This is a genomic window from Mycobacterium gordonae (assembly GCF_002101675.1).
Taxonomy (GTDB): Bacteria; Actinomycetota; Actinomycetes; order Mycobacteriales; family Mycobacteriaceae; genus Mycobacterium; species Mycobacterium gordonae.
Window position 1 is genome coordinate 15,425 of the sequence record NZ_LQOY01000040.1, and the last position, 18,757, is coordinate 34,181.

The window sequence follows — 18,757 nt, forward strand, 5'->3', positions numbered from 1 at the left end:
TCTCCGTAGGCCAGTGTTCACCCACTAACAGTAAGGACCACCTTCCCTCGGGAAATCCGTTCATTTGCAGAACCTGTCAATATCCATAGAGGGCTGTTCTGCTGCACGTCGTAACGGCTCTATCTCCGCCTCATCGACCTCAGCCAGGTAGCTGATGGCGATCGCTTGATAAAGGCCTGCCAGCTTACGAAGCGCCAACGCTAAATCGACCGTAGTGGCCGGCGCTTCCTCGAGCTCGGAAAGCAAGTATCGGCTGCCTACTTCGAGCGCTTGTCGGGAACTCGTCGCAACCGCGAGCGTCGCGGTGGGGTCCGTTCCGCCATCTCGGCTACCTGTTGCGCTTAGAGCCTTGCGAACTAGTCGGTAAGCCGCGCACACCTTCGACTTCGCATCCGCGACCTGCTGGCTTGAGTATGTCGGCGCCGGAGGCGGATCATTCTTCGGCAGCGGCCGAAACCACGCACCGATGGCAATGCCGGCCGCGACTAGGGCAATTCCCAGCGACACCATAGACAGGCCGCGCGGCGGTCGACTCGGTGCTGGTTGCCACTGCGGTGGCGGAGGCTGCAGGGGAGGCATGTTCGACACGCGAGGATCGTAACGTTCCTGCGGGAATTCGCCAGTCAGACTTTGCCTTGCGCTCAAACAAAGCTGCTCAAGCAGGGACTAACCCGTCTAGTAGACGTTGCTGAACCTACGGTCAGCGGCCCTCGTCGTCGCGTTTGACCTCCGGCAGCGCAATCCTGCGAGTCGCAACCGGCTTGCCGTCAACCTTTTTCGTCACTGTCGGCAAGGGCGGCGGGGCAGTGATCCGACCCTGCACGGGCGCCCCGTTCTTCACCGTCGGCCCCACGATGCGCTTGGTGTCAGGCTTGCTCTCACCGCTCGCAGCGCCCGCCCCGTGCATCCCTGCCGGCGGCATCATCGGCATCGCGCCCATCGCACCCCGCTGGGCCGGTGCTGACTCAGGTGCAGCAGCAGGGACCGGCGTCACTGCCTGCGACGAGGCAGGCACAGTACCGGCCGAGGGCGTCGGCGGTGGTCCCAGCATCGCCGTCGGTGTGGTCCCCTCGACACCTCCACCGCCGCTGGCTCCGCCCCCACCGCCGCCGGCCGCGGAGAAGTCGCCACCTCCACCGCCCAGCTCGCCTTCGGCGCCGGCAAGCTCTTCGGGTGCCTCCCGGGCCGCGCCGGCGCCCTGCTGCATCATGCCCATCCCAGCCTGCATGGCCTGCTGACCGGCCTGAGCAAGCTGCTGGGGGATCTGACTCAGTGGTTGGAGCACACCACCGAGGGCGCCGGCGATGCCTCCCGCGATCCCGGAGGCCATTTGCGGCATTTGTTGCAGCATCTGGCTCATATCGCCGGAGCCGCCGACACCGGCCAGCTGCGCGGCGGCCCGCTCCTCGTTGGCCGGAAACTTCGCCAGTGCATCCGAGGTCTTGGCTTCGCGCTCGTCGTGTCCAGCGAGTGCCTCGCCGTAGTCGTCGGGGTCACCCGCGTTGGCCGCGGCACCGAGAGCGCGTAGCAGCTGACTGATGCTCGAAGCTCCGGTCGCCAACTGATCTGGCGTGATCATCGGCGGCGGCGGTATACCCAACAGCTGCGAGAGCTGATCAAGAACGATTCTTAGTTGGTCGTCCCCACCGCTCATGGCGTCCTTCCAAGTCTCAAATGCCCGATCGGAGTCACGCGCAGGCAGGGGTGTGCGCCTCCCGTATCGGGTGATGCTAGCGCCGATCAGCCATCGCCGTTATTCAGCTTCGCTGGGGTGGGCACCTGGCCACCTGGCTACCTCTTCTGTGGGTTCGGGTCCTTCACGACCGCGTTGTAGCGGTCGACCATGTAGAGATCAGGGACAAACGGTTGTGCAGGCACCGCGCCCTGACCCTGACGCAGTTCAGCGGTCAAGAGTCGATTCAGCGTTTGCTCGTATTCGCCCAGGTCGACTTGCACGTGTCCGCGCGCCAATTCGTCGGGGGTTCCGATCCGTCCTTCGACCATGTACTGCGGCGGGATGCCCTCGACACGCTGTCCGGAAGCAATGACCGCGTTGAGGATCTCGCGATCTGCTTGGCCGATAGACATATTCGGTAGCGCGTGGTCGGTCAGTGTCACACCCGACGGTGCAGGTCCTATGTAGTCGTTCTCGATGGCTGTGCCGAGGAACCCGAGTACGGCACTGGACACGGAGCCGACAGTCGGGACGAATCCTGCCGCTGAACTGAGCGCTTTCGCGGCCAATTCGTAGGCAAGCTTTCTTCGGGTGTATTCGGCGGTTGCGGCTGCTTCGTCAGTGAGGTGCTTGTTCTCGGTATCCGCTTGCAGCGCATTATGGAGGCCGGAATTGACCAAGCCGCGCAACGTCATTGCGTGGTGCAGGTTCGCATTGTGCATGCCGGTGCCGGGTTCGTGCTTGGCCACTTCCTGGGCGTAGGCGCCCTCGGCGATGATTGCTTCCCGGTCAGCGGCACCGTCGAAGTATTGGGCCGAGGCCTCGTCAGTGCTCAGCACTGAGAAGATCCCTTTGGCTAGCGGCATCACTCCGCCTTCGCGGGAGCCGTCGGGGGCTTCGCCGAACTCGGCCAAACCACCTGTGCCGGCGATGTTGTTGACGTACGGAGCCAATCCGTGTGCCATGCCCCGGACCAAGTCCGGATTGACTTCACCCACAGTGTGATCGCCGGGAAGGTGCAGCAGCGGTGCTTCATTCGCCCCGATGTACATGCTCAGCGCCCGGGCGGCTTGCCCAGCGATCCCAGCTTCGGGGCCCCGGGCCGCGTGTTCGGTCCAGTCGAACAGCGTTGCAGCACCTTTCCCGTGGTCGCCCCAGAAGTGTCGGGCGACGTGGTCTAGGAAGACCGGGCCCGACTCGCCAGTCAGGCGGTCATGGACAACCTGATGATCCGGCGACACCGCGGCAAAGATGTTCGCGACAAGCGGATCGAAAGCCAGAGCGCCCAAGCGGGCTTGCGCGGGGGTCACGGATTCGCCGAATGTCGCGTCCATCATGGCTGACGCTCTGGCGAGCATCTGCCGATCCAATCCCGTATTGGTCTGGAATGACGGCCTGCCGTGTCTGACGATGTCAGTGACGGCCTTCATCGGGTCGCCGGCGGCCAGTAGTTGCCCCACCACCAGGTCGTAATACTGCGACCATGGTGCCGTCAGAGCCTGCATTACTGATTCCGGCAGCTGCGCCTCACTACCGTTCACCATGTAAATCCCTTGCAGGGCGCCGGGTTCAAGGTCGGTCCGCGGGAACGTAAGCGCAGGGTTGCTCATCAGCTGCCAGGAGTTGGCGACCATGTCTCGTTGGTCACCGAGGCGTTGCTCAGCGGTCGACAGTTCTTCGATCGACATCCCGTGCTGTTGCGCCTGCAATTGACTCAACACCGATGCTTGATCCGGCGTCAGCGGTGCCTTGCCGGCACGTTGGTCGGCAGTGATCGAGTTCAGCACGGAGTTCACTCGCGACGCTGCCGACTTATCGCCGGCCAGTGCTGAGTGCACGTCGCGTTCGGCCTGCCTAGACGATGCGGGAGAGTTGCTCCACAACCCGTCCAGCGCTATCCCGGCCCCGTCATAGCCGCCCTGCACCCGCATACGAGTCATCAGTCGATTCAATAGTTCTGAATACATCTCCCGTATCTGCTCGACCTGACGCAGGGCGGCGGCGGTCTTGTTGATCGCGTCCTGCTCGAGATCACCGAGGATGTCATCCAGGGCCGTTTCATATGCCATCGACAGCTGGTGCGAGTCCAAAAGCGTATGGGCTTGGCCGAGATCGCTGTCGACGGCCTCCAACTGACGCTCCAACACCTGGATCTGGCCTGCGGCCGCTCGCTGGGCCTCGGCCAAGACCGCGGCAACGCGTTCCAGGTCGATCGCGATCTGCGGCAGTTGGGCTGCCTGCACACCCAGTGCACCCGTCGCGCGCTGCACCTCGGCCGCGTCGTTGATCGGATGACCACCGGCCTCGTGGTTCCATGCCGCCTCGAAACGGCGCAGTGCCTCGCTGAACGCGGTTTCGGCCTCGCCCGTCAGCTGCCCCGCATCGTGAAAAGCCTTACCCAGGAGCGAGATATGCGCAGGTTGACCTCGCTGAAGGCTCCTGTTGACGGCCCATGGGTTGCCGCCGGTCTCATTGACCAGACTCGGCAAGCTTATGTAGCGGAGTTGCACCACACCGCCCGGACGCTTGCGGAGTTATCCTCCTCCATGTCGGCGAACCCGGCGGCGGCCATCGACGCCCCCCGGCCGACCAGTCCGAAAAAGCTTCTGTGTTCCAACAGTAGTCGTGTGTGATGTGTCCAGGCCGACCCGGCAGCCTCGTGGAACGTTTCGGCGGTGGCAAAGTCGCCGAACATCTGTGGCACCAACTCTGTCGCCGAAAGGCGTTGCGCCGCTCGGTGTGCGTGGTCACCGGCCCGTTGCGATTCACTGCCGCCGGAGTGCAGAAGAGCAGGGTCGACGAGCACGATCGCCCCTTCCTGGTCGTCGGATGCTGGCGAGGCTAGTTCGACGCTTTTCGGTCGGCAATTCAGTCCCACACACGTTGTCGCTCGAACGTGGGCAACCAGAGTGCCGCCCCAACCAGAGACTAGAGAAACAGAAGAGACCTATGAGAAACCAGTAAGGCAGAGTGACCAAAGTTAACAGAGTGATTTCAACACTCGCACGGTTCGACAACATTTCTCGTCCACAGCACGAAGCCGTGTCAATCTTTCGCGCATGCCAAGCGCCCCATCCGCCCGGTGGTTGAAATCCGCCGTCGTGATCTGTGCGTTCGTGCTGGCCCTGGCGTCGGCGCCGCCCGGGACCGCTGACGTCAACGACGCGCCGACGCCGCCCTCTCCCACCGCACCCTGTAATGCCATCAGCCCCTTCGCATTTCCCTGCGTAGGGACCGGAAAGTTCGCCGACGCGGTCGCCGCGGAATGTCGCCGTGTCGGAGTGACCGACAACCTCTGCCTGGTTCCATTGGCCGCAAAGGTGACTCAAGCAGCAACGGCGGCCTACCTGCAGTCGTGGGTGCACCGCACCGCGCAATTCCAGTACGCACTCGGAAATTCCGTTCCGTTCAAGGATGCCCAGTGGATCGGCACCCACAATTCGTTCAACAGTCTCGTCAGCCAGTTCACCCCGTCGCATGCCGACTCCAACCAGCAGCTGTCGATGCCCCAGCAGATGCAAATCGACGCCCGCAGTATCGAGTTGGACCTCCACTACATCCCGCAAATCGACCAGCTCGGCAATCGCGCGGTGACCGTGTGTCACGGGCGTGGGCCCGATCAGGCGAACCTCGGCTGCACCACCGAACCGGTGCTGACCAAAGTGCTTCCCGCCATTACGGATTGGCTGAACGCGAATCCAAATGAAGTCGTGCTGATGCTGATCGAGGACCAACTCAAGGACGCGAAGGCCTACGCCTCAGCGCTCGACACTTTCGAGCGCCAGTTGCGCCGACCCGACGGCTCCAGCCTGATCTACCATCCCACGCCCGCCGAAATCCTCCCCAACGGTTGCGCCAACTTCCCGCGAACCATCTCGCGCGATGACGTCCGCACCGCCGGCGCGCAAGTTGTGCTCGTCGGCGACTGCGTGCCGAGTTGGGGGACCACCGTATTCAACTGGGACGGGCAGGAAGTGCAGAGCGGCTCCACCTTCGACTACCAGCCCTACCCGAAATGCGATGCCACCTACAGTCAGGCCGTCTACGCGACGAAAATTGTGCGCTACTACGAGGACTCCACCTTCATCTCGGCCCTGATCAACCCCAGCCGACCCCCCACCAACCCGGCAGCTCTCACACCGCCGAAAGCGCAGTCGATGACGAACTGCGGCGTCAATCTGTTCGGCTTCGACCAGCTCCTGCCCGAAGACGGTCGCATCCAGGGAACGCTGTGGAGCTGGGCGCCCGACGAACCGCGCACCAGCGTCGGCAACTGCACGCTGCAAGGCGCGGACGGGCGCTGGGTGGCAGCGCCGTGCGCGGCGACGCATGCTGCGGGCTGCCAGGACGGGTCCGGCAACTGGCATGTGACCGCGGCCGTAACGTTCGCCAATGCCCCGGCCGAGTGCACTATGGCTGGCTTCACTTTCGGACTGCCCCGAACCGGTGTGCAGAACTCGAACCTGCATACCGCGGCCGGACCCGCCGGGGGAGCCTGGGTGAACTACACCATCCCGTGAACCGGCGTAGCGAGCTCTTAGCCGCGGTCCAGCAGATCTGACGAGCCCAGAACCCGCTCGATCTGGACCTCGATCACCACTCGTCGAGGGTTGGCGCGTGGTGTCCGGTAGCGCTGGGCATAGCGCAGCTCGGCGTCACGTACGGCGTCCAGCTCTTTGTTCACCGCCGCGCGGCCTTCGAGGGAAAGCCACCGTGCTCCGTCGACCTGGCTGAGCACGGCCACTCCGGCACGCTCGGCGTTGAGGGCCTTTTGGGAACCGCCGGTGGTGATCACCCGCGCGATGTGAGTCTTTGGATCAAATGTGAAACCGACCGCCACCACGTGCGGGGAATTGTCAGTGCGCAGCGTGGTCAACATGGCCAAATGGCGTTCGGAGAGGAACGCCAGCGCATCGTCGGTGAGACGGGTCGTGGTCTTGGCCATCGCCCTTCACGCTAGCGCAGGTCATAATCACAGCCGTGGACGACACCCGCGTTGGTCCGCTGGTAATTTTCGGCGGTCGCAGCGAGATCGGTATTGAACTCGCGCGACGCCTGGCGCCAGGAGCGATCGTGGTGCTGGCGGCGCGCAACTCCGGACAACTCGAGCACCAGAAATCCGTGTTGCTCGCCGCGGGCGCCAAAGCGGTGCACGCCCGGGAATTCGACGCCGACGACGTCGCCTCGCACGGACCACTGGTCGACGCGCTGATCGCCGAGCACGGTCCCATCGGCACCGCTGTGCTGGCGTTCGGGATCCTTGGCGACCAGAGCCGCGCCGAGCACGACGCCGAGCATGCCGTGGCCATCGTGCACACCGATTACGTGGCTCAGGTCAGTCTGCTCACACATCTGGCTTCGGCGATGCGCACGGCCGGACAAGGGTCCCTGGTGGTCTTCTCCTCGGTGGCCGGGGTGCGCGTGCGACGAGCCAATTACGTCTACGGTTCGGCCAAGGCCGGTCTGGACGGTTTCGCCAACGGGTTGGCCGACGCGCTGCACGGCAGCGGAGTCCAGTTGTTGATCGCGCGACCGGGATTCGTCATCGGGCGCATGACGGAAGGTATGACGCCGGCGCCGTTGTCCAGCACCCCCGAACAGGTCGCCGCCGCCACCGCGCGAGCACTCGCCAAAGGTCGACGCAGTGTTTGGATACCGTGGGCGCTGCGGCCGATGTTCTTCACACTGCGACTGCTGCCGCAGCCCATCTGGCGCAGGATGCCTCGATGATCATCGTGGTCGGCATCGGCGCCGACGGCGTCCCAGGGCTCTCCGCGGCATCAAGAAACGAACTACAAAGCGCCACAGTCATATACGGATCGAAGCGGCAACTCGACCTCGTCGGCGACACCGTTGCAGCGCCGCGACGGCAGTGGCCGTCGCCGATGCTGCCCGCACTACAGGCGCTGCCGGCCGACGGCCCGGACATCCACATCGTGGCCAGCGGCGACCCCTTGCTGCATGGCATCGGCGGCACGCTGGTCCGGCTGTTCGGCGCAGCGAAGGTCCGTATCCTGCCACATGTTTCGTCGGTCACCCTGGCCTGCGCCCGGATGGGCTGGAACGTTCACGAGACTGAGGTCATCAGTCTGGTCACGGCTGAGCCGCACGCCGCGATCCGCCGCGGTGGCCAGGCGATCGTGCTGGCCCGCGACAAGAACACACCCAAAACGCTGGCGGCGGCGCTGGACGCTTACGGACGCGGTGACTCGGAGTTCACCGTGCTCGAACTGCTCGGCGCTGCGAACGAGCGCCGCCGCGATGGCACCGCACGGCGCTGGGCGCACACGGCGCCCGCGGACGTCGATGACCTCAACGTCATGGCAATCCGCTACCTGCCCGACGACCGTGCGGCATCGTTGCCGGATGACTCGTTTGTTCACGACGGGCAGATCACCAAGCACGGCGTCCGGGCCGTGACGCTGGCCGTGCTGAATCCGCGGCCGGGACAGCGATTGTGGGATGTCGGCGCGGGGTCAGGCAGCATCGCCGTCGAGTGGTGCCGCAGCGCGCCCGGCTGCACCGCAGTGGCGTTTGAACTCGACGAGCGGCGCCGGCTCAACATCGGATTCAATGCCGCCGCCAGCGGTGTCAGCGTCGACGTGCGCGGCGCAGCGCCCGAGCAGTTCACCGGAGCGGCGCACCCGTCGGCGATCTTCGTCGGCGGCGGTGTGACCCACCCCGGACTGCTGGATGCTTGCCTGGATCACCTGCCCGCAGGTGGCCGCCTGGTAACCAACGCGGTCACGGCCGAATCCGAAGCGGTGCTGGCGCATCATTATTCGCTACGCGGAGGCGAGCTCCGGCGTCTGCAGCATTACCAGGGCGAACCGCTGGGCGGCTTTACCGGCTGGCGCCCGCAGTACCCTGTGACGCAGTGGTCGGTGACCAAGCAGTGACGGTCTACTTCATCGGCGCCGGCCCCGGCGCCGCCGACCTGATCACGGTGCGTGGCCAACGGCTCCTGCAGCAATGTCCGGTGTGTCTGTACGCGGGCTCCATCATGCCCAAAGATCTTCTGGGGCAATGCCCTGCTGATGCGAAAATCGTCGATACCGGCCCCCTGACGCTCGATCAGATCATCGGCGAGATTACGGAGGCCGATGCGGCCGGCCACGACGTGGCGCGGTTACACTCCGGTGACCCGTCGCTCTACAGCGCACTCGCGGAACAGTGCCGGCGCCTCGACGCAGCGGGGATCGGCTACGAGATCGTGCCGGGGGTACCGGCTTTCGCCGCGGCCGCCGCCGCGCTCAAGCGGGAACTCACCGTCCCCGGGGTGGCACAGACCGTCACCCTGACCAGGGTGTCGACGCTGTCCACCGCCATGCCGCCCGGCGAAGAGCTCACCGCGCTCGCCCAGTCCGGCGCCACCCTCGTTCTACACCTCGCCGCGGCACAGATCGACCACATCGTTCCGCAGTTGCTCACCGGCGGCTACCAGCCCGAAACGCCCACGGCGGTAGTCGCTTTCGCTAGCTGGCCGCAAGAGATCGTGCTGCGCGGCACATTGGCCGACATCGCCGGGCAGATGCACGAAGCCGGTGTCACCAAGACGGCCGTCATCATCGTCGGCGACGTGCTGGGCGCCGAAGGCTTCACCGACAGTTATCTGTACTCGATGGCTCGGCGCCGGGGAGGCGCACACTGATGAGGGTGCTGCTGCTCGGCGGTACCGCAGAGGGGCGGGCATTGGCGAAAGAGCTGCACCCGCAAGTCGACATTGTCAGCTCGCTGGCCGGCCGGGTGCCCGACCCCGCACTGCCGGTGGGGCCGGTACGGATCGGTGGATTCGGTGGCGTCGACGGTTTGCGCCGGTGGTTGCGCGACGAACACATCGACGCCGTCGTCGACGCCACCCATCCGTTCGCGGCCACCATGACCGCGCACGCCGCGCAGGTCTGCGCCGAGCTGCAGATTCCGCATCTGGTGCTGGCCCGCCCGGCTTGGGATCCCGGCTCGGCCACCATCGTCACATCGGACGACGAAGCAGCGCAAGAGGTCGCAGAGCAACGATATTCCCGTGTTTTCCTCACGACTGGCCGGTCCGGTGTCGCCGCGTTCCTCGGCAGCGACGCGTGGTTTTTGATCCGCGCCGTCACGGCGCCCGACGACGCTCTGCTGCCCCGTCACCATCGACTGCTGCTCTCGCGCGGGCCATATCGCTACGACGACGAACTGAGGCTTCTCGCCGAACACCGCGTCGACGCGCTGGTGACCAAGAACAGCGGCGGAGAGATGACCCGCGGCAAGGTGGATGCTGCCGCAGCACTTGATATTCCCGTGATCATGGTGTCGCGTCCGCCGCTACCGGAGGGCGTCAGGACGGCCGACTCGGTCGCAGCCGCAGCGCGTTGGGTCGCCGGCCAGCGGTAACGGGCGACTGGCGCCGCTGCCAAACCTTGTCAAACCTCAACCCGGATAGCGTCGCGGCGTGAACACCCGATCACCGGAATCGGTTGTGTGCCATTGTGTTTGGGACGAACCGATGATCAGCAAGCAACGCATGTCAACGTCGGCGGGGTCCAGGTCGGCCAACCGCACCACCCGCACCTGCTCATCCGGAGCGGACACATTGCGGCCGATCACCACCGGTGTGCCCGGTTCGCGATGGGCCAGCAGCAGATCACGCATGGCGCCCACCTGCCAGGTCCGTGACTTCGAGGCCGGGTTGTAAATGGCCAGCACCAGATCGGCGGCCGCCGCGGCCGCCAGACGCGCAGCGATGACGTCCCAGGGCTTGAGCCGGTCTGACAGGGAAATCACCGCATAGTCATGTCCCAGCGGCGCGCCCACCCGACTGGCCACCGCCTGGGCGGCGGTCATCGCCGGAATCACCCGGACCCGCACATCCGGCCACTGTTTGGCTTCCTCCAGCACCGCGGTGGCCATCGCGAACACGCCCGGGTCACCCGATGACACCACTGCCACCGCGTGCCCCTGCTCGGCCAGCGAACAGGCCAGCCGGGCACGGGCCGGTTCGTCGGTGTTGTCGCTGGCGTGACGGCGCTGTCCTTCGCGCACGGGAACCCGGCTCAAATACCCGTCGTAGCCGATGAGGTCGGTGGCCGCGGCCAGCTCACGCCGGCTCTGCGGTGTCATCCACTCGGTGGCGCCGGGCCCCAGGCCAACCACGGCGACCGTCCCGGCGACCCCCGATCGGCGCCTGCCACCCGGCAGCATCGCCAGGGAGAAGTAAGGCACACCGGTCTCGTCGACGTCAGCGGCGGGCAGTACGCGTTGGCCAGGGGTGCTCGCGCGCTCCACATAGAACGTCTCATCGAGCTGCCCCGAAGCCGAAAGCGCTTCCCGCACATTGCGATAGGAGCGGCCAAGTTTGAGGATCACCGCGGCGTCGGCATCGGCGAGCCGGCGGGTCAGTTCGGCTACCGGCAGCGTGCCCGGCAACACCGAGAGCACCTCGTCGCCGGCCACCAGGGGAGTGGCGACGGCAGCTGAGGCGGCGCTCACCGACGTCACGCCCGGCACGATCACGGCATTGAACCGTTCCGTCAAACGGGTGTGCAGATGCATGTAGGAGCTGTAGAACAGCGGGTCGCCCTCGGCCAGCAGTGCCACGTTGCGACCGGCGGCCAGGTGTGCGGCGATCCGTTCGGTGGCCGCGACGTAGAAGTCCTCCAGCGCGCCGGCATAACCGCCGGGATGGTCGGTCGTCTCGGTGGTCACCGGATACACCAGGTGCTCCTCGATCTGACCGGGCCGCAGGTACGGTTCGGCGATACCGCGCGCGATGCTGCGACCGTGGCGGGCGCTGTGGTAAGCCACCACGTCCGCTTCGCCGATGAGCCGGGCGGCCTTGACGGTCACCAGCTCCGGATCGCCGGGACCCAACCCGACCCCCCATAACGTCCCCGTCATTCGCGTTCGGTCGCTATCGCGTTGACGGCCGCGGCGGCCATGGCGCTGCCTCCGCGCCGGCCCTGCACGAGCAGATAGGCCATCCCGCGCGGGCGCGCGATGAGTTCCTGCTTGGACTGCGCGGAGCCCACGAAACCGACCGGCCCACCCAGCACGGCGGCGGGCGGCGCAACGCCATCGTCGACAAGCTCCAGCAGGCGGAACAGCGCCGTCGGAGCGTTGCCGATGGCGACGACGGCGCCATCCAATTCATCGGCCCATACATCGATGGCGGCGGCCGATCGGGTGGTCCCCTGCTCGCTCGCCAACCTGGCCGCGCGCGGATCGGCGACCAGCGACACCACTTCGTTGCCGACCGGCAGCCGCGCCTTGGTGATGCCGGCCGCCACCATCGACGAGTCGCATAACACCGGCGCACCCGCGCACAGCGCGGCTCGGGCCCGGGTGACGACGTCGTCGGTGTAGGCCACGTGGTCCGCGACGTCGACTTGACCGCAGGTGTGGATCAGGCGGACCACCACACGTTCGATGTCGGCGGGAAATCGGCTGAGGTCGGCTTCGGCGCGGATGGTCGCGAACGACTGCCGGTAGATCTCCGCCGCATCGCGGATGTAGTCGAGCACCCGCTCACCTTAAGACCTCAGCAGCCGGTAACCCGTGCCGGTCGCGACCAGTACCTCACCGTCCACCGGGCTGCCGCATGCCCGCTCGCACCCGACGAAGTGCCGGTGCACCGGGTGACCGCCGTCCAGTGCCTGCGCGGCATCTGCCCGCACGTCGGCGGCGGAGTGGGCGCAGCCGGGGCTACCGGTGCACGCGCTGACGGCCAGCCAGGGGGAGTTGTCGTCGAAGATCAGACCCAGTGGCGCCAGCACCCGCAGCGCGGTGTCGGCTACTTCCTCACTGAGATCGCACACCAGCACCGACCGCCATGGCGTGATGACCAGCGGTACCTCGATCGCGGCCAGGAATTCGGCGACACGGGCGGGCAGGATTCCGAGCGGCACGGCCGCCCCCAGGGTGACCCGGCCGTCGTCCTGCGGTATCCAGCCCACTGGTGCCCGCCCGGCCGGGGGCAGGGCGGCACCGCGAAGGGCGCCCGGCACCAAATCGTCGAAGTTGCTCAATTCACCTACCCGCCAGGCTTTTCCCCGGACGTCAAGGAAGCGCAGTGCCACACCGACCAGGCTCTGACAGACATCGGTGACCCGAATGCCGGTGCTGTGCCCGGCCAACAGCAACGCCGGGCCGTCGGCGAACATGTGCACCCCGACATCGGCGTGCAGACCCGAGACGTCACCGCGGCCGTCGTCAAGGCTGAACCAGAACCGACCACCCAGCTCGGCCAGCCGGGGTTCGGCACAGATCGCCGCGTCCAGTTCGGCGACCCAGGGTCGCACGTCGACGTTGCCTCCCACGCGCCCCGACAGCGGCGACGCAACGATGTTGCGGACGCGTTCGTGGGTGACCGACGGCAGCAGTCCGGCCGCGGCGACGGTCTCGGCGACGCGCACCACATCGGTGACCGCTCGCAACTGCACGTTGCCCCGGCCGGTGAGCTCCAACGTCGCCGACGCGAACTCGCTTGAGATGCTCGCCAACGTAACCAACTGGGCGGCGGTGAGCATGCCGCCCGGCACCCGAACCCGTACCAGCGGGCCATCGGCGGCCTCATGCACCTGCAACGCGCCGGGACAGGCGTCGGTGTCGCGGATTCTGGCCACCTGCCCAGGTTACTGACTCGGAAGCGGCCTCGGGGCCGCCGGCATGAACGCCCGAGGGTTTGACGACACGCCCCGCGGGCACACCGGTGCCTGTGCAAACGGTGGAGTACGCCCCAGGTCGGCTGGCCGATGTCTTCGGCGATCCAGCGCAACCGACCATCCTGCTGTGGCATGGCATGCAAAGCAACGCCCGCGCCGCCGTCCGGCCGCTGGCCGCGATGCTGTCCGGTTACGGCGCCGCTGTGGTCGTGCCGGACTGGGATTCCCATGCTCACGACGGCGGGCGCGCCGACCTGCTGCGATCGGTCGACTTCACCCGCGAACGGGCATCCGGCGCGATCGTGCTCGCTGGATGGTCACTGGGCGGCGCCGCCGCGGCGGGCCTGACCCTGGATGCGCAGCGCCACAAAGTGAAGATGGCGCATACCGTGTGCCTCGCCGGAGCTTTCATGGCCGACGACCCAATTTCCGGACGACCCCTGACGGAACTGCTGTCGGCGGCCCGCGTCGGCGCGCCGTTCACCTTGTTGCACGGGCTGGCTGATGACGTGGTCCCGATCAGTGCCAGTAGGAGGTTCGCCGCGGCGCTGGAGAATGTGAGCTGGCCGGTGGACTTGGTGGGACTGGCAGCCGATCACGGAACCATCGCCGGTGCCGAGTATGACGCCGCCGCCGATCGTTACGTACCGGGTGACGGTGACGAGGCCCGACTAGTGGCCGGGGAGGTCGCGGCGCGCATTGCAGTGCTGGCCCGCCCGGAAATTCAGTAGTCGACTACTCTAAGCGCCCGCCCCGCTCCGCAGCAGACTTCTAGGCAGTCCGACGAAGGAGTCTGCGATGGTGCGACGCGGTGGTCATGCGGTTGTCCTGGGTGCGAGCATGGGCGGCCTGTTGGCGGCCCGGGTATTGGCCGACTACTACGACCGGGTGACGGTCATCGAACGTGACCTGCTGCCCGACGATCCGGTCAACCGTCGCGGCGTGCCGCAGGGCCGGCTGATTCACGCCTGCCTGGCGCGGCTCACCCAGGTGCTCGACGAACTCTTCCCGGGGATGCGGGACGATCTGGTCGCCCAGGGGGCCACCCGTTGGGATGACGGAGATTTCGCCAAGCTGGACTGGTCGTTCGGCGGGCATTCGATGGTGCGCTCGGGCAGGTCGGCTGCTGCGCCCCAAATCGTGTCACCGAGCCGGCCCCTGTTGGAATGGAATGTCCGGCAACGTGTTCGGGCGATTCCGAAGGTGACATTCTGTGAGAACCATGATGTCGTCGGCCTGACGGCGACACCGGATCGGCGGCGCGTCAACGGTGCCCGGGTGATCGATCGGTCGAGCGACCATGAGAAGACGCTCTCCGCCGATCTGGTCATCGACGCAACGGGTCGTGGATCGCGCACGCCGGTATTCCTCGAGCAACTTGGCTACCGGCGCCCGCCGGAGGACGAGGTGAAGGTGCAACTGGCCTACGCCAGTCAACAGGTTCGCATACCGCCCGGGGTCATCAACGAGCACATGATTGCGCACTTCCCGCGGGCGGGACGGCCGCGGATGTTCGCAATGCTCGGTTACGAGAACAACTTCTGGATGATCGCTGCCGGCACCATGGCCGGACTGGAGCCCCCCCGAGAATATTCCGAGATCCTCTCCTACGCAACGGAACTGGCACCTGCTGTGGTCACGGCGCTACGCCAGGCCGAGCCGGTCGGCGACGTCGTCCACTATCGGGTGCCGTCGAACCGCTGGCGGCGCTACGACAAAATGCGCCGGATTCCCGACGGTCTGCTGGTCCTCGGAGACGCGGTGTGCAGCTTCAACCCGATCTACGGGCAGGGTATGACGGTCGCCGCGATCGAAGCCATTGTGTTGCGGGACAGCCTGCGGCGCGGGGGCCGCGGACTGACGCGCCGGTTCACCGGCGCCGCCGCCAAGAAGGTGCGCGTGGCCTGGCAGACCGCCGTCGCCTCGGACCTTTCGCTTCCGGAGGTGCCGGGACCGCGGCCGCTGGGGATCCGTATCAGCAACGCCTGCCTGGAACCGGTGATGACAGCGGCCGAATCCGATCCGGTTGTCGCCGCGCAATTCATGCGCGTCACCGCGATGATCGATCCTCCGGCTCGATTGCTGCGGCCTGCCATGCTGCTGCGGGTCGCGCGGGCACAACACCGCCGGACGGGCAAGCGCTACGTCCACGAGGGGTCCGGCGGAAATGTGGTCACCCGCGAATCTCTGGGTACGCCGGTGCGATCGGCGTAACGTGCACCTCAACCTAAGCCAAACACCCGGAGGTTGTTATGGCGCAGCGTGCACCGAAGGTCGCAATCATCGGTGCCGGCATGTCCGGCATCTGTATGGCAGCCAAGCTGCAGGACGCGGACATCGACTCGTTCACCATTTTCGAGAAGGCCCACGACGTCGGTGGCACCTGGCGCGATAATACCTATCCCGGTCTCCATTGCGACGTGCCGTCGCGCTTCTACTCCTATTCGTTCCGTCCGAACCCCAAGTGGTCACACCTGCTTTCTCCGGGCCCCGAAATACACGCCTATTTTCAGCAGGTCGCCGACGAGCGCGGCATCCGTCCGCACATCCGGTTCGGTCGCGACGTGACTCGGGCCAGATACGACGGCGGTAAGTGGCACCTCACCACCGCAGACGGCGACGAGACGTTCGATGTAGTCGTCACCGCAACCGGATTCCTGCGGGTGCCGCGCTACCCCGAGATCCCTGGACGAGACACGTTCGCCGGCCCCGCATTCCATTCCGCACGCTGGGATCACTCTGTCTCGCTGGCGGACAAGAGGATCGGCTTGATCGGCACCGGATCGACGGGCGTGCAGATCACCGCGGAGTTGGGCGGAAAGGTGCGCGGTCTCAAGATCTTTCAGCGCACCGCGCAGTGGGTCTACCCGATGCCGAACGGGCGCTACTCAGCGCTCACACGGGCGGCGCTGACGCGGCGACCGTCGTTGAACCGGATGCCCTACCTTTTCTGGGGTCTGCTTTTCAGGAAGTTCTTCGGTATCGCGCCCGTTCGGCCGGGGTGGCAACGGCGCGTACTCCAAGCCATGTGCCGCTGGAACCTGCGGATTTCGGTCCGTGACCCGGAACTGCGGGCGAAACTCACCCCCAAGGATCAGCCCATGTGCAAGCGGCAGGTGATGGCCGGGCACTTCTACCGCTCGGTGCGTCAGCCCGGGGTCGAGGTGATCACCGAGGCGATCGACCACATCGAGCCATCGGGCATCGTGACGGCCGACGGAGTACTGCACGAAGTGGACCTGCTGGTTTTCGCCACCGGATTCGACGCCCGCGCATACGTGCGACCGATGGAGATCATCGGTGAAGGCGGGCGCACCCTCGATGAGGTATGGGCCGATGGCCCAATGGCCTATCGCTCGGTTGCGGTGCCAGGGTTTCCCAACCTGTTCATGATGGTCGGCCCGCACTCGCCGATCGGCAATCAGTCTCTGGTGCCGATCGCCGAAGATCAGGCCAACTACGTCATGTGGTGGATCGAACAGTTGCGCGCCGGCCGCGTCCTCGCTGCCGCGCCTACCGAGGCCGCCACCAAGCAATACAACGAAGACATGAAAGCCGCCATGCCACAGACCATCTGGGTCACCGGTTGCAGCAGTTGGTACCTGGGCAAAGACGGCTTACCGGAACTGTTCCCGTGGACGCCGGAGACCCATCATGAACTGCTGCGGCATCCCGAGCTCGCCGACTTCGACGTGCGGACCGCCTGACCCCGACTACACGCGGCGGGGAACGCTGCCCAGCTCCCGCAGCCAGCCCTTCCGGGCGGCATCGTGCCACTTCAGCGCGGCGGGTATGGCGCGCCAACCCTGTCTGATGGTCGCGCGCACCGCGCGGTAGCTGGTCTCGTCCACACCGGACCAGCCAATTGCGAACCGCTCGCGCACAATTGGCGGCAGGCCACCGAAGATCACCAGGCGCATTGGAGGCGCAAGCGCCGTGCGCACAGGCATGGTGGGCAGCAAAGCGTCCATGATCGGTTTCAGTAGGGGAGTGCTCGGATAATCCGGTGAGGCGCTCATGTCGGGAATCGCCGTGCGCTGGATGAACTCGATCAGAAAGTCCGAAGCCGCGTTGGGCTGCAGCACTTCGGCGCAGTAGCGCTCGTACTCACGGTTGAACTCGGTCAACGTCGGAGGCAGCACCGATTCCGACATGCCGTACCGCCGATACCATTCGCAGCCCTCCTGGTAGAGCTGCTCGCGCTCACGATCGGTGAGCCGGTGCACGTCCCAGTACTCGGCGAGTCGGTGCACCATGACCTGGAAGGTGGCGTGCGCCCACCAGTACGTCTGCGGATTGAGGGCGTGGTACCGCTGCCCGTCGGGCATCTGCCCCTTGATGTCGCGGTGGAAATCGCGCACTTTCAGCCCGGTCTCATCCGCCTCGGGCCCGTCGTAGATGGTGCCGAGTATGCCTGGCAGCGAACGGAACACCCGGTCGACGGGGTCGTCGAAGAAGTTCGAGTGGTCGATGAGCCCCTGACCGATGGCGGGATGCATCGTCTGCATGAGCCCGGCAGTACCGCCCTCGAAGGCGATCCGCATATCGCCCGCCCAGCGCCACAACAGCGACTGCGGGCCCAGGTCGATGCGTGTGCTCACGCCCGGCTCACGAAAGGCCGGTGCGCCGGGTGTATACGTCGTGCTGATCGCGTTTCAGGTCAGTGGTGAACACCCGTCCGCTGCCCAGTGCACGGCCAAGAGCCTCGGCGACACCGAGCGGCATAAGGCGCTGAGCCCACACCGTAAGACCCAACGAGCGGGGTATGGCTACGTGAGGTTGCGGCTTCTCGATGACGCCGACGACCGCCCGCGCCACGTCTTCTGGTTCGGCGTTCTTGAAGCCCTTGGCGTGCCCGACCCCCGCGACCATGTCGGTATTGGTCAGCGTCGGCATGATCACCGTGAAGTGGACACCCTTCCCGCGGTTCTCCATGCGGACCGCGTCGGTATAGCCGAGCACGGCATGCTTTGTAGCGCAATAGGTTGCGATGCCCTCGGTGGGCAACACGCTACCCAGCGATCCGATGTTGATGACGTGGCCGCGGCGCCGCGGCAGCATCCGCTGCGCGGCCAACTTCGTGCCCAAAATGACGCCGTGGACGTTGACGTCGAACAGGCGCCTGGTGGCGTCATCGGCTTCCTCGACCGCGCTGCCCACTGTGATGAGGCCGGCGTTGTTCACCACAACGTCGAGCGGCCCGAGTCGGCTCTCCACCGAGTCGAGGAACTCGGTGAACGATGGCCGGTCTGTGACGTCCAACTTCACGGCAAGGGGCAGGCCCAGCCGATCGCCCGCCGCGGCGGCGCCGGCTTCGTCGATGTCGCCGATGGCGACTTTGGCGCCGGAGCGGTGCAGCGCGGTGGCAATGGCCAGGCCGATCCCGCGCGCGCCCCCGGTGATAGCGACGACTTTTCCGGCAACTGAGGATGTCATCGCT

General features: G+C 66.1%; 18 protein-coding genes. 8 read left to right on the top strand and 10 right to left on the bottom strand.

Features of this window, described 5'->3' with window-relative positions:
- Positions 1-60: 60 nt before the first annotated feature.
- The 4 genes from AWC08_RS07380 to AWC08_RS07395 all read right to left on the bottom strand — a co-directional run bounded on the left by AWC08_RS07380 (position 61) and on the right by AWC08_RS07395 (position 4,481).
- Positions 61-507: a hypothetical protein gene (locus tag AWC08_RS07380; protein ID WP_142283454.1), complete on the bottom strand. Its 447-nt coding sequence runs from the start codon at positions 505-507 to the stop codon at positions 61-63.
- Positions 508-700: 193 nt separating this feature from the next.
- Positions 701-1,654 carry a hypothetical protein gene (locus AWC08_RS07385; protein ID WP_069432991.1) on the bottom strand — a complete coding sequence of 318 codons (954 nt, stop codon included), beginning with the start codon at positions 1,652-1,654 and terminating at the stop codon, positions 701-703.
- Between the two features lie 137 nt (positions 1,655-1,791).
- Positions 1,792-4,164: a putative alpha/beta hydrolase gene (locus tag AWC08_RS07390; protein ID WP_232007763.1), complete on the bottom strand. Its 2,373-nt coding sequence runs from the start codon at positions 4,162-4,164 to the stop codon at positions 1,792-1,794.
- A 2-nt stretch (positions 4,165-4,166) separates the two neighbouring features.
- Positions 4,167-4,481, bottom strand: a complete 315-nt coding sequence (locus AWC08_RS07395) for a DUF2563 family protein (protein ID WP_065131894.1) — start codon at positions 4,479-4,481, stop codon at positions 4,167-4,169.
- A gap of 253 nt (positions 4,482-4,734) precedes the next feature.
- On the opposite strand from AWC08_RS07395, the gene AWC08_RS07400 reads away from it, so the two are divergent.
- Positions 4,735-6,195: a phosphoinositide-specific phospholipase C-related protein gene (locus tag AWC08_RS07400; protein WP_069432992.1), complete on the top strand. Its 1,461-nt coding sequence runs from the start codon at positions 4,735-4,737 to the stop codon at positions 6,193-6,195.
- A gap of 17 nt (positions 6,196-6,212) precedes the next feature.
- On the opposite strand, the gene AWC08_RS07405 is transcribed toward AWC08_RS07400, so the two are convergent.
- The gene (locus tag AWC08_RS07405; protein ID WP_065131883.1) at positions 6,213-6,620 is read right to left on the bottom strand and encodes a F420-dependent biliverdin reductase; all 408 of its coding nucleotides are present in this window, start codon (positions 6,618-6,620) and stop codon (positions 6,213-6,215) included.
- 35 nt (positions 6,621-6,655) lie between these two features.
- Between AWC08_RS07405 and AWC08_RS07410 the strand changes: the two genes are divergently transcribed.
- The 4 genes from AWC08_RS07410 to AWC08_RS07425 are packed head-to-tail and all read left to right on the top strand — an operon-like array spanning position 6,656 to position 10,051.
- The gene (locus tag AWC08_RS07410; protein WP_065131884.1) at positions 6,656-7,405 is read left to right on the top strand and encodes a decaprenylphospho-beta-D-erythro-pentofuranosid-2-ulose 2-reductase; all 750 of its coding nucleotides are present in this window, start codon (positions 6,656-6,658) and stop codon (positions 7,403-7,405) included.
- Positions 7,402-8,574, top strand: a complete 1,173-nt coding sequence (locus tag AWC08_RS07415; protein ID WP_069432993.1) for a bifunctional cobalt-precorrin-7 (C(5))-methyltransferase/cobalt-precorrin-6B (C(15))-methyltransferase — start codon at positions 7,402-7,404, stop codon at positions 8,572-8,574. The genes AWC08_RS07410 and AWC08_RS07415 overlap by 4 nt, the downstream gene beginning before the upstream one ends.
- Complete coding sequence (gene cobM / locus AWC08_RS07420; protein ID WP_069433013.1) at positions 8,571-9,326, top strand: precorrin-4 C(11)-methyltransferase; 756 nt, start codon at positions 8,571-8,573, stop codon at positions 9,324-9,326. Before AWC08_RS07415 ends, cobM begins: the two co-directional genes overlap by 4 nt.
- A complete protein-coding gene (locus AWC08_RS07425) occupies positions 9,323-10,051 on the top strand; it encodes a cobalt-precorrin-6A reductase (protein ID WP_142283455.1) in 729 nt (242 codons plus the stop codon). The genes cobM and AWC08_RS07425 overlap by 4 nt, the downstream gene beginning before the upstream one ends.
- A 36-nt stretch (positions 10,052-10,087) precedes the next feature.
- Here the strand turns inward: AWC08_RS07425 and AWC08_RS07430 are convergent, their stop codons facing one another.
- The 3 genes from AWC08_RS07430 to cobG are packed head-to-tail and all read right to left on the bottom strand — an operon-like array spanning position 10,088 to position 13,278.
- Entirely contained in the window at positions 10,088-11,554 is a 1,467-nt protein-coding gene (locus AWC08_RS07430; RefSeq protein ID WP_069432995.1) for a precorrin-2 C(20)-methyltransferase, read from the bottom strand.
- On the bottom strand, positions 11,551-12,177 hold the full coding sequence (locus tag AWC08_RS07435) for a precorrin-8X methylmutase (protein ID WP_069432996.1): 627 nt from the start codon (positions 12,175-12,177) through the stop codon (positions 11,551-11,553). The genes AWC08_RS07430 and AWC08_RS07435 overlap by 4 nt, the downstream gene beginning before the upstream one ends.
- A gap of 9 nt (positions 12,178-12,186) precedes the next feature.
- Positions 12,187-13,278, bottom strand: a complete 1,092-nt coding sequence (gene cobG, locus AWC08_RS07440; RefSeq protein ID WP_069432997.1) for a precorrin-3B synthase — start codon at positions 13,276-13,278, stop codon at positions 12,187-12,189.
- Positions 13,279-13,370: 92 nt separating this feature from the next.
- Between cobG and AWC08_RS07445 the strand changes: the two genes are divergently transcribed.
- The 3 genes from AWC08_RS07445 to AWC08_RS07455 all read left to right on the top strand — a co-directional run bounded on the left by AWC08_RS07445 (position 13,371) and on the right by AWC08_RS07455 (position 17,024).
- Positions 13,371-14,048: an alpha/beta hydrolase gene (locus AWC08_RS07445; RefSeq protein WP_069432998.1), complete on the top strand. Its 678-nt coding sequence runs from the start codon at positions 13,371-13,373 to the stop codon at positions 14,046-14,048.
- Between the two features lie 67 nt (positions 14,049-14,115).
- Positions 14,116-15,531, top strand: coding sequence for an FAD-dependent oxidoreductase (locus AWC08_RS07450; protein WP_069432999.1), 1,416 nt, complete (start codon positions 14,116-14,118; stop codon positions 15,529-15,531).
- Positions 15,532-15,569: 38 nt separating this feature from the next.
- Complete coding sequence (locus AWC08_RS07455) at positions 15,570-17,024, top strand: flavin-containing monooxygenase (RefSeq protein WP_069433000.1); 1,455 nt, start codon at positions 15,570-15,572, stop codon at positions 17,022-17,024.
- A gap of 6 nt (positions 17,025-17,030) precedes the next feature.
- On the opposite strand, the gene AWC08_RS07460 is transcribed toward AWC08_RS07455, so the two are convergent.
- Together AWC08_RS07460 and AWC08_RS07465 are read right to left on the bottom strand one after the other, a co-directional pair.
- A complete protein-coding gene (locus tag AWC08_RS07460; RefSeq protein WP_069433001.1) occupies positions 17,031-17,918 on the bottom strand; it encodes an oxygenase MpaB family protein in 888 nt (295 codons plus the stop codon).
- 7 nt (positions 17,919-17,925) lie between these two features.
- Entirely contained in the window at positions 17,926-18,753 is an 828-nt protein-coding gene (locus AWC08_RS07465) for an SDR family oxidoreductase (protein WP_065134691.1), read from the bottom strand.
- Between the last annotated feature and the right edge of the window lie 4 nt (positions 18,754-18,757).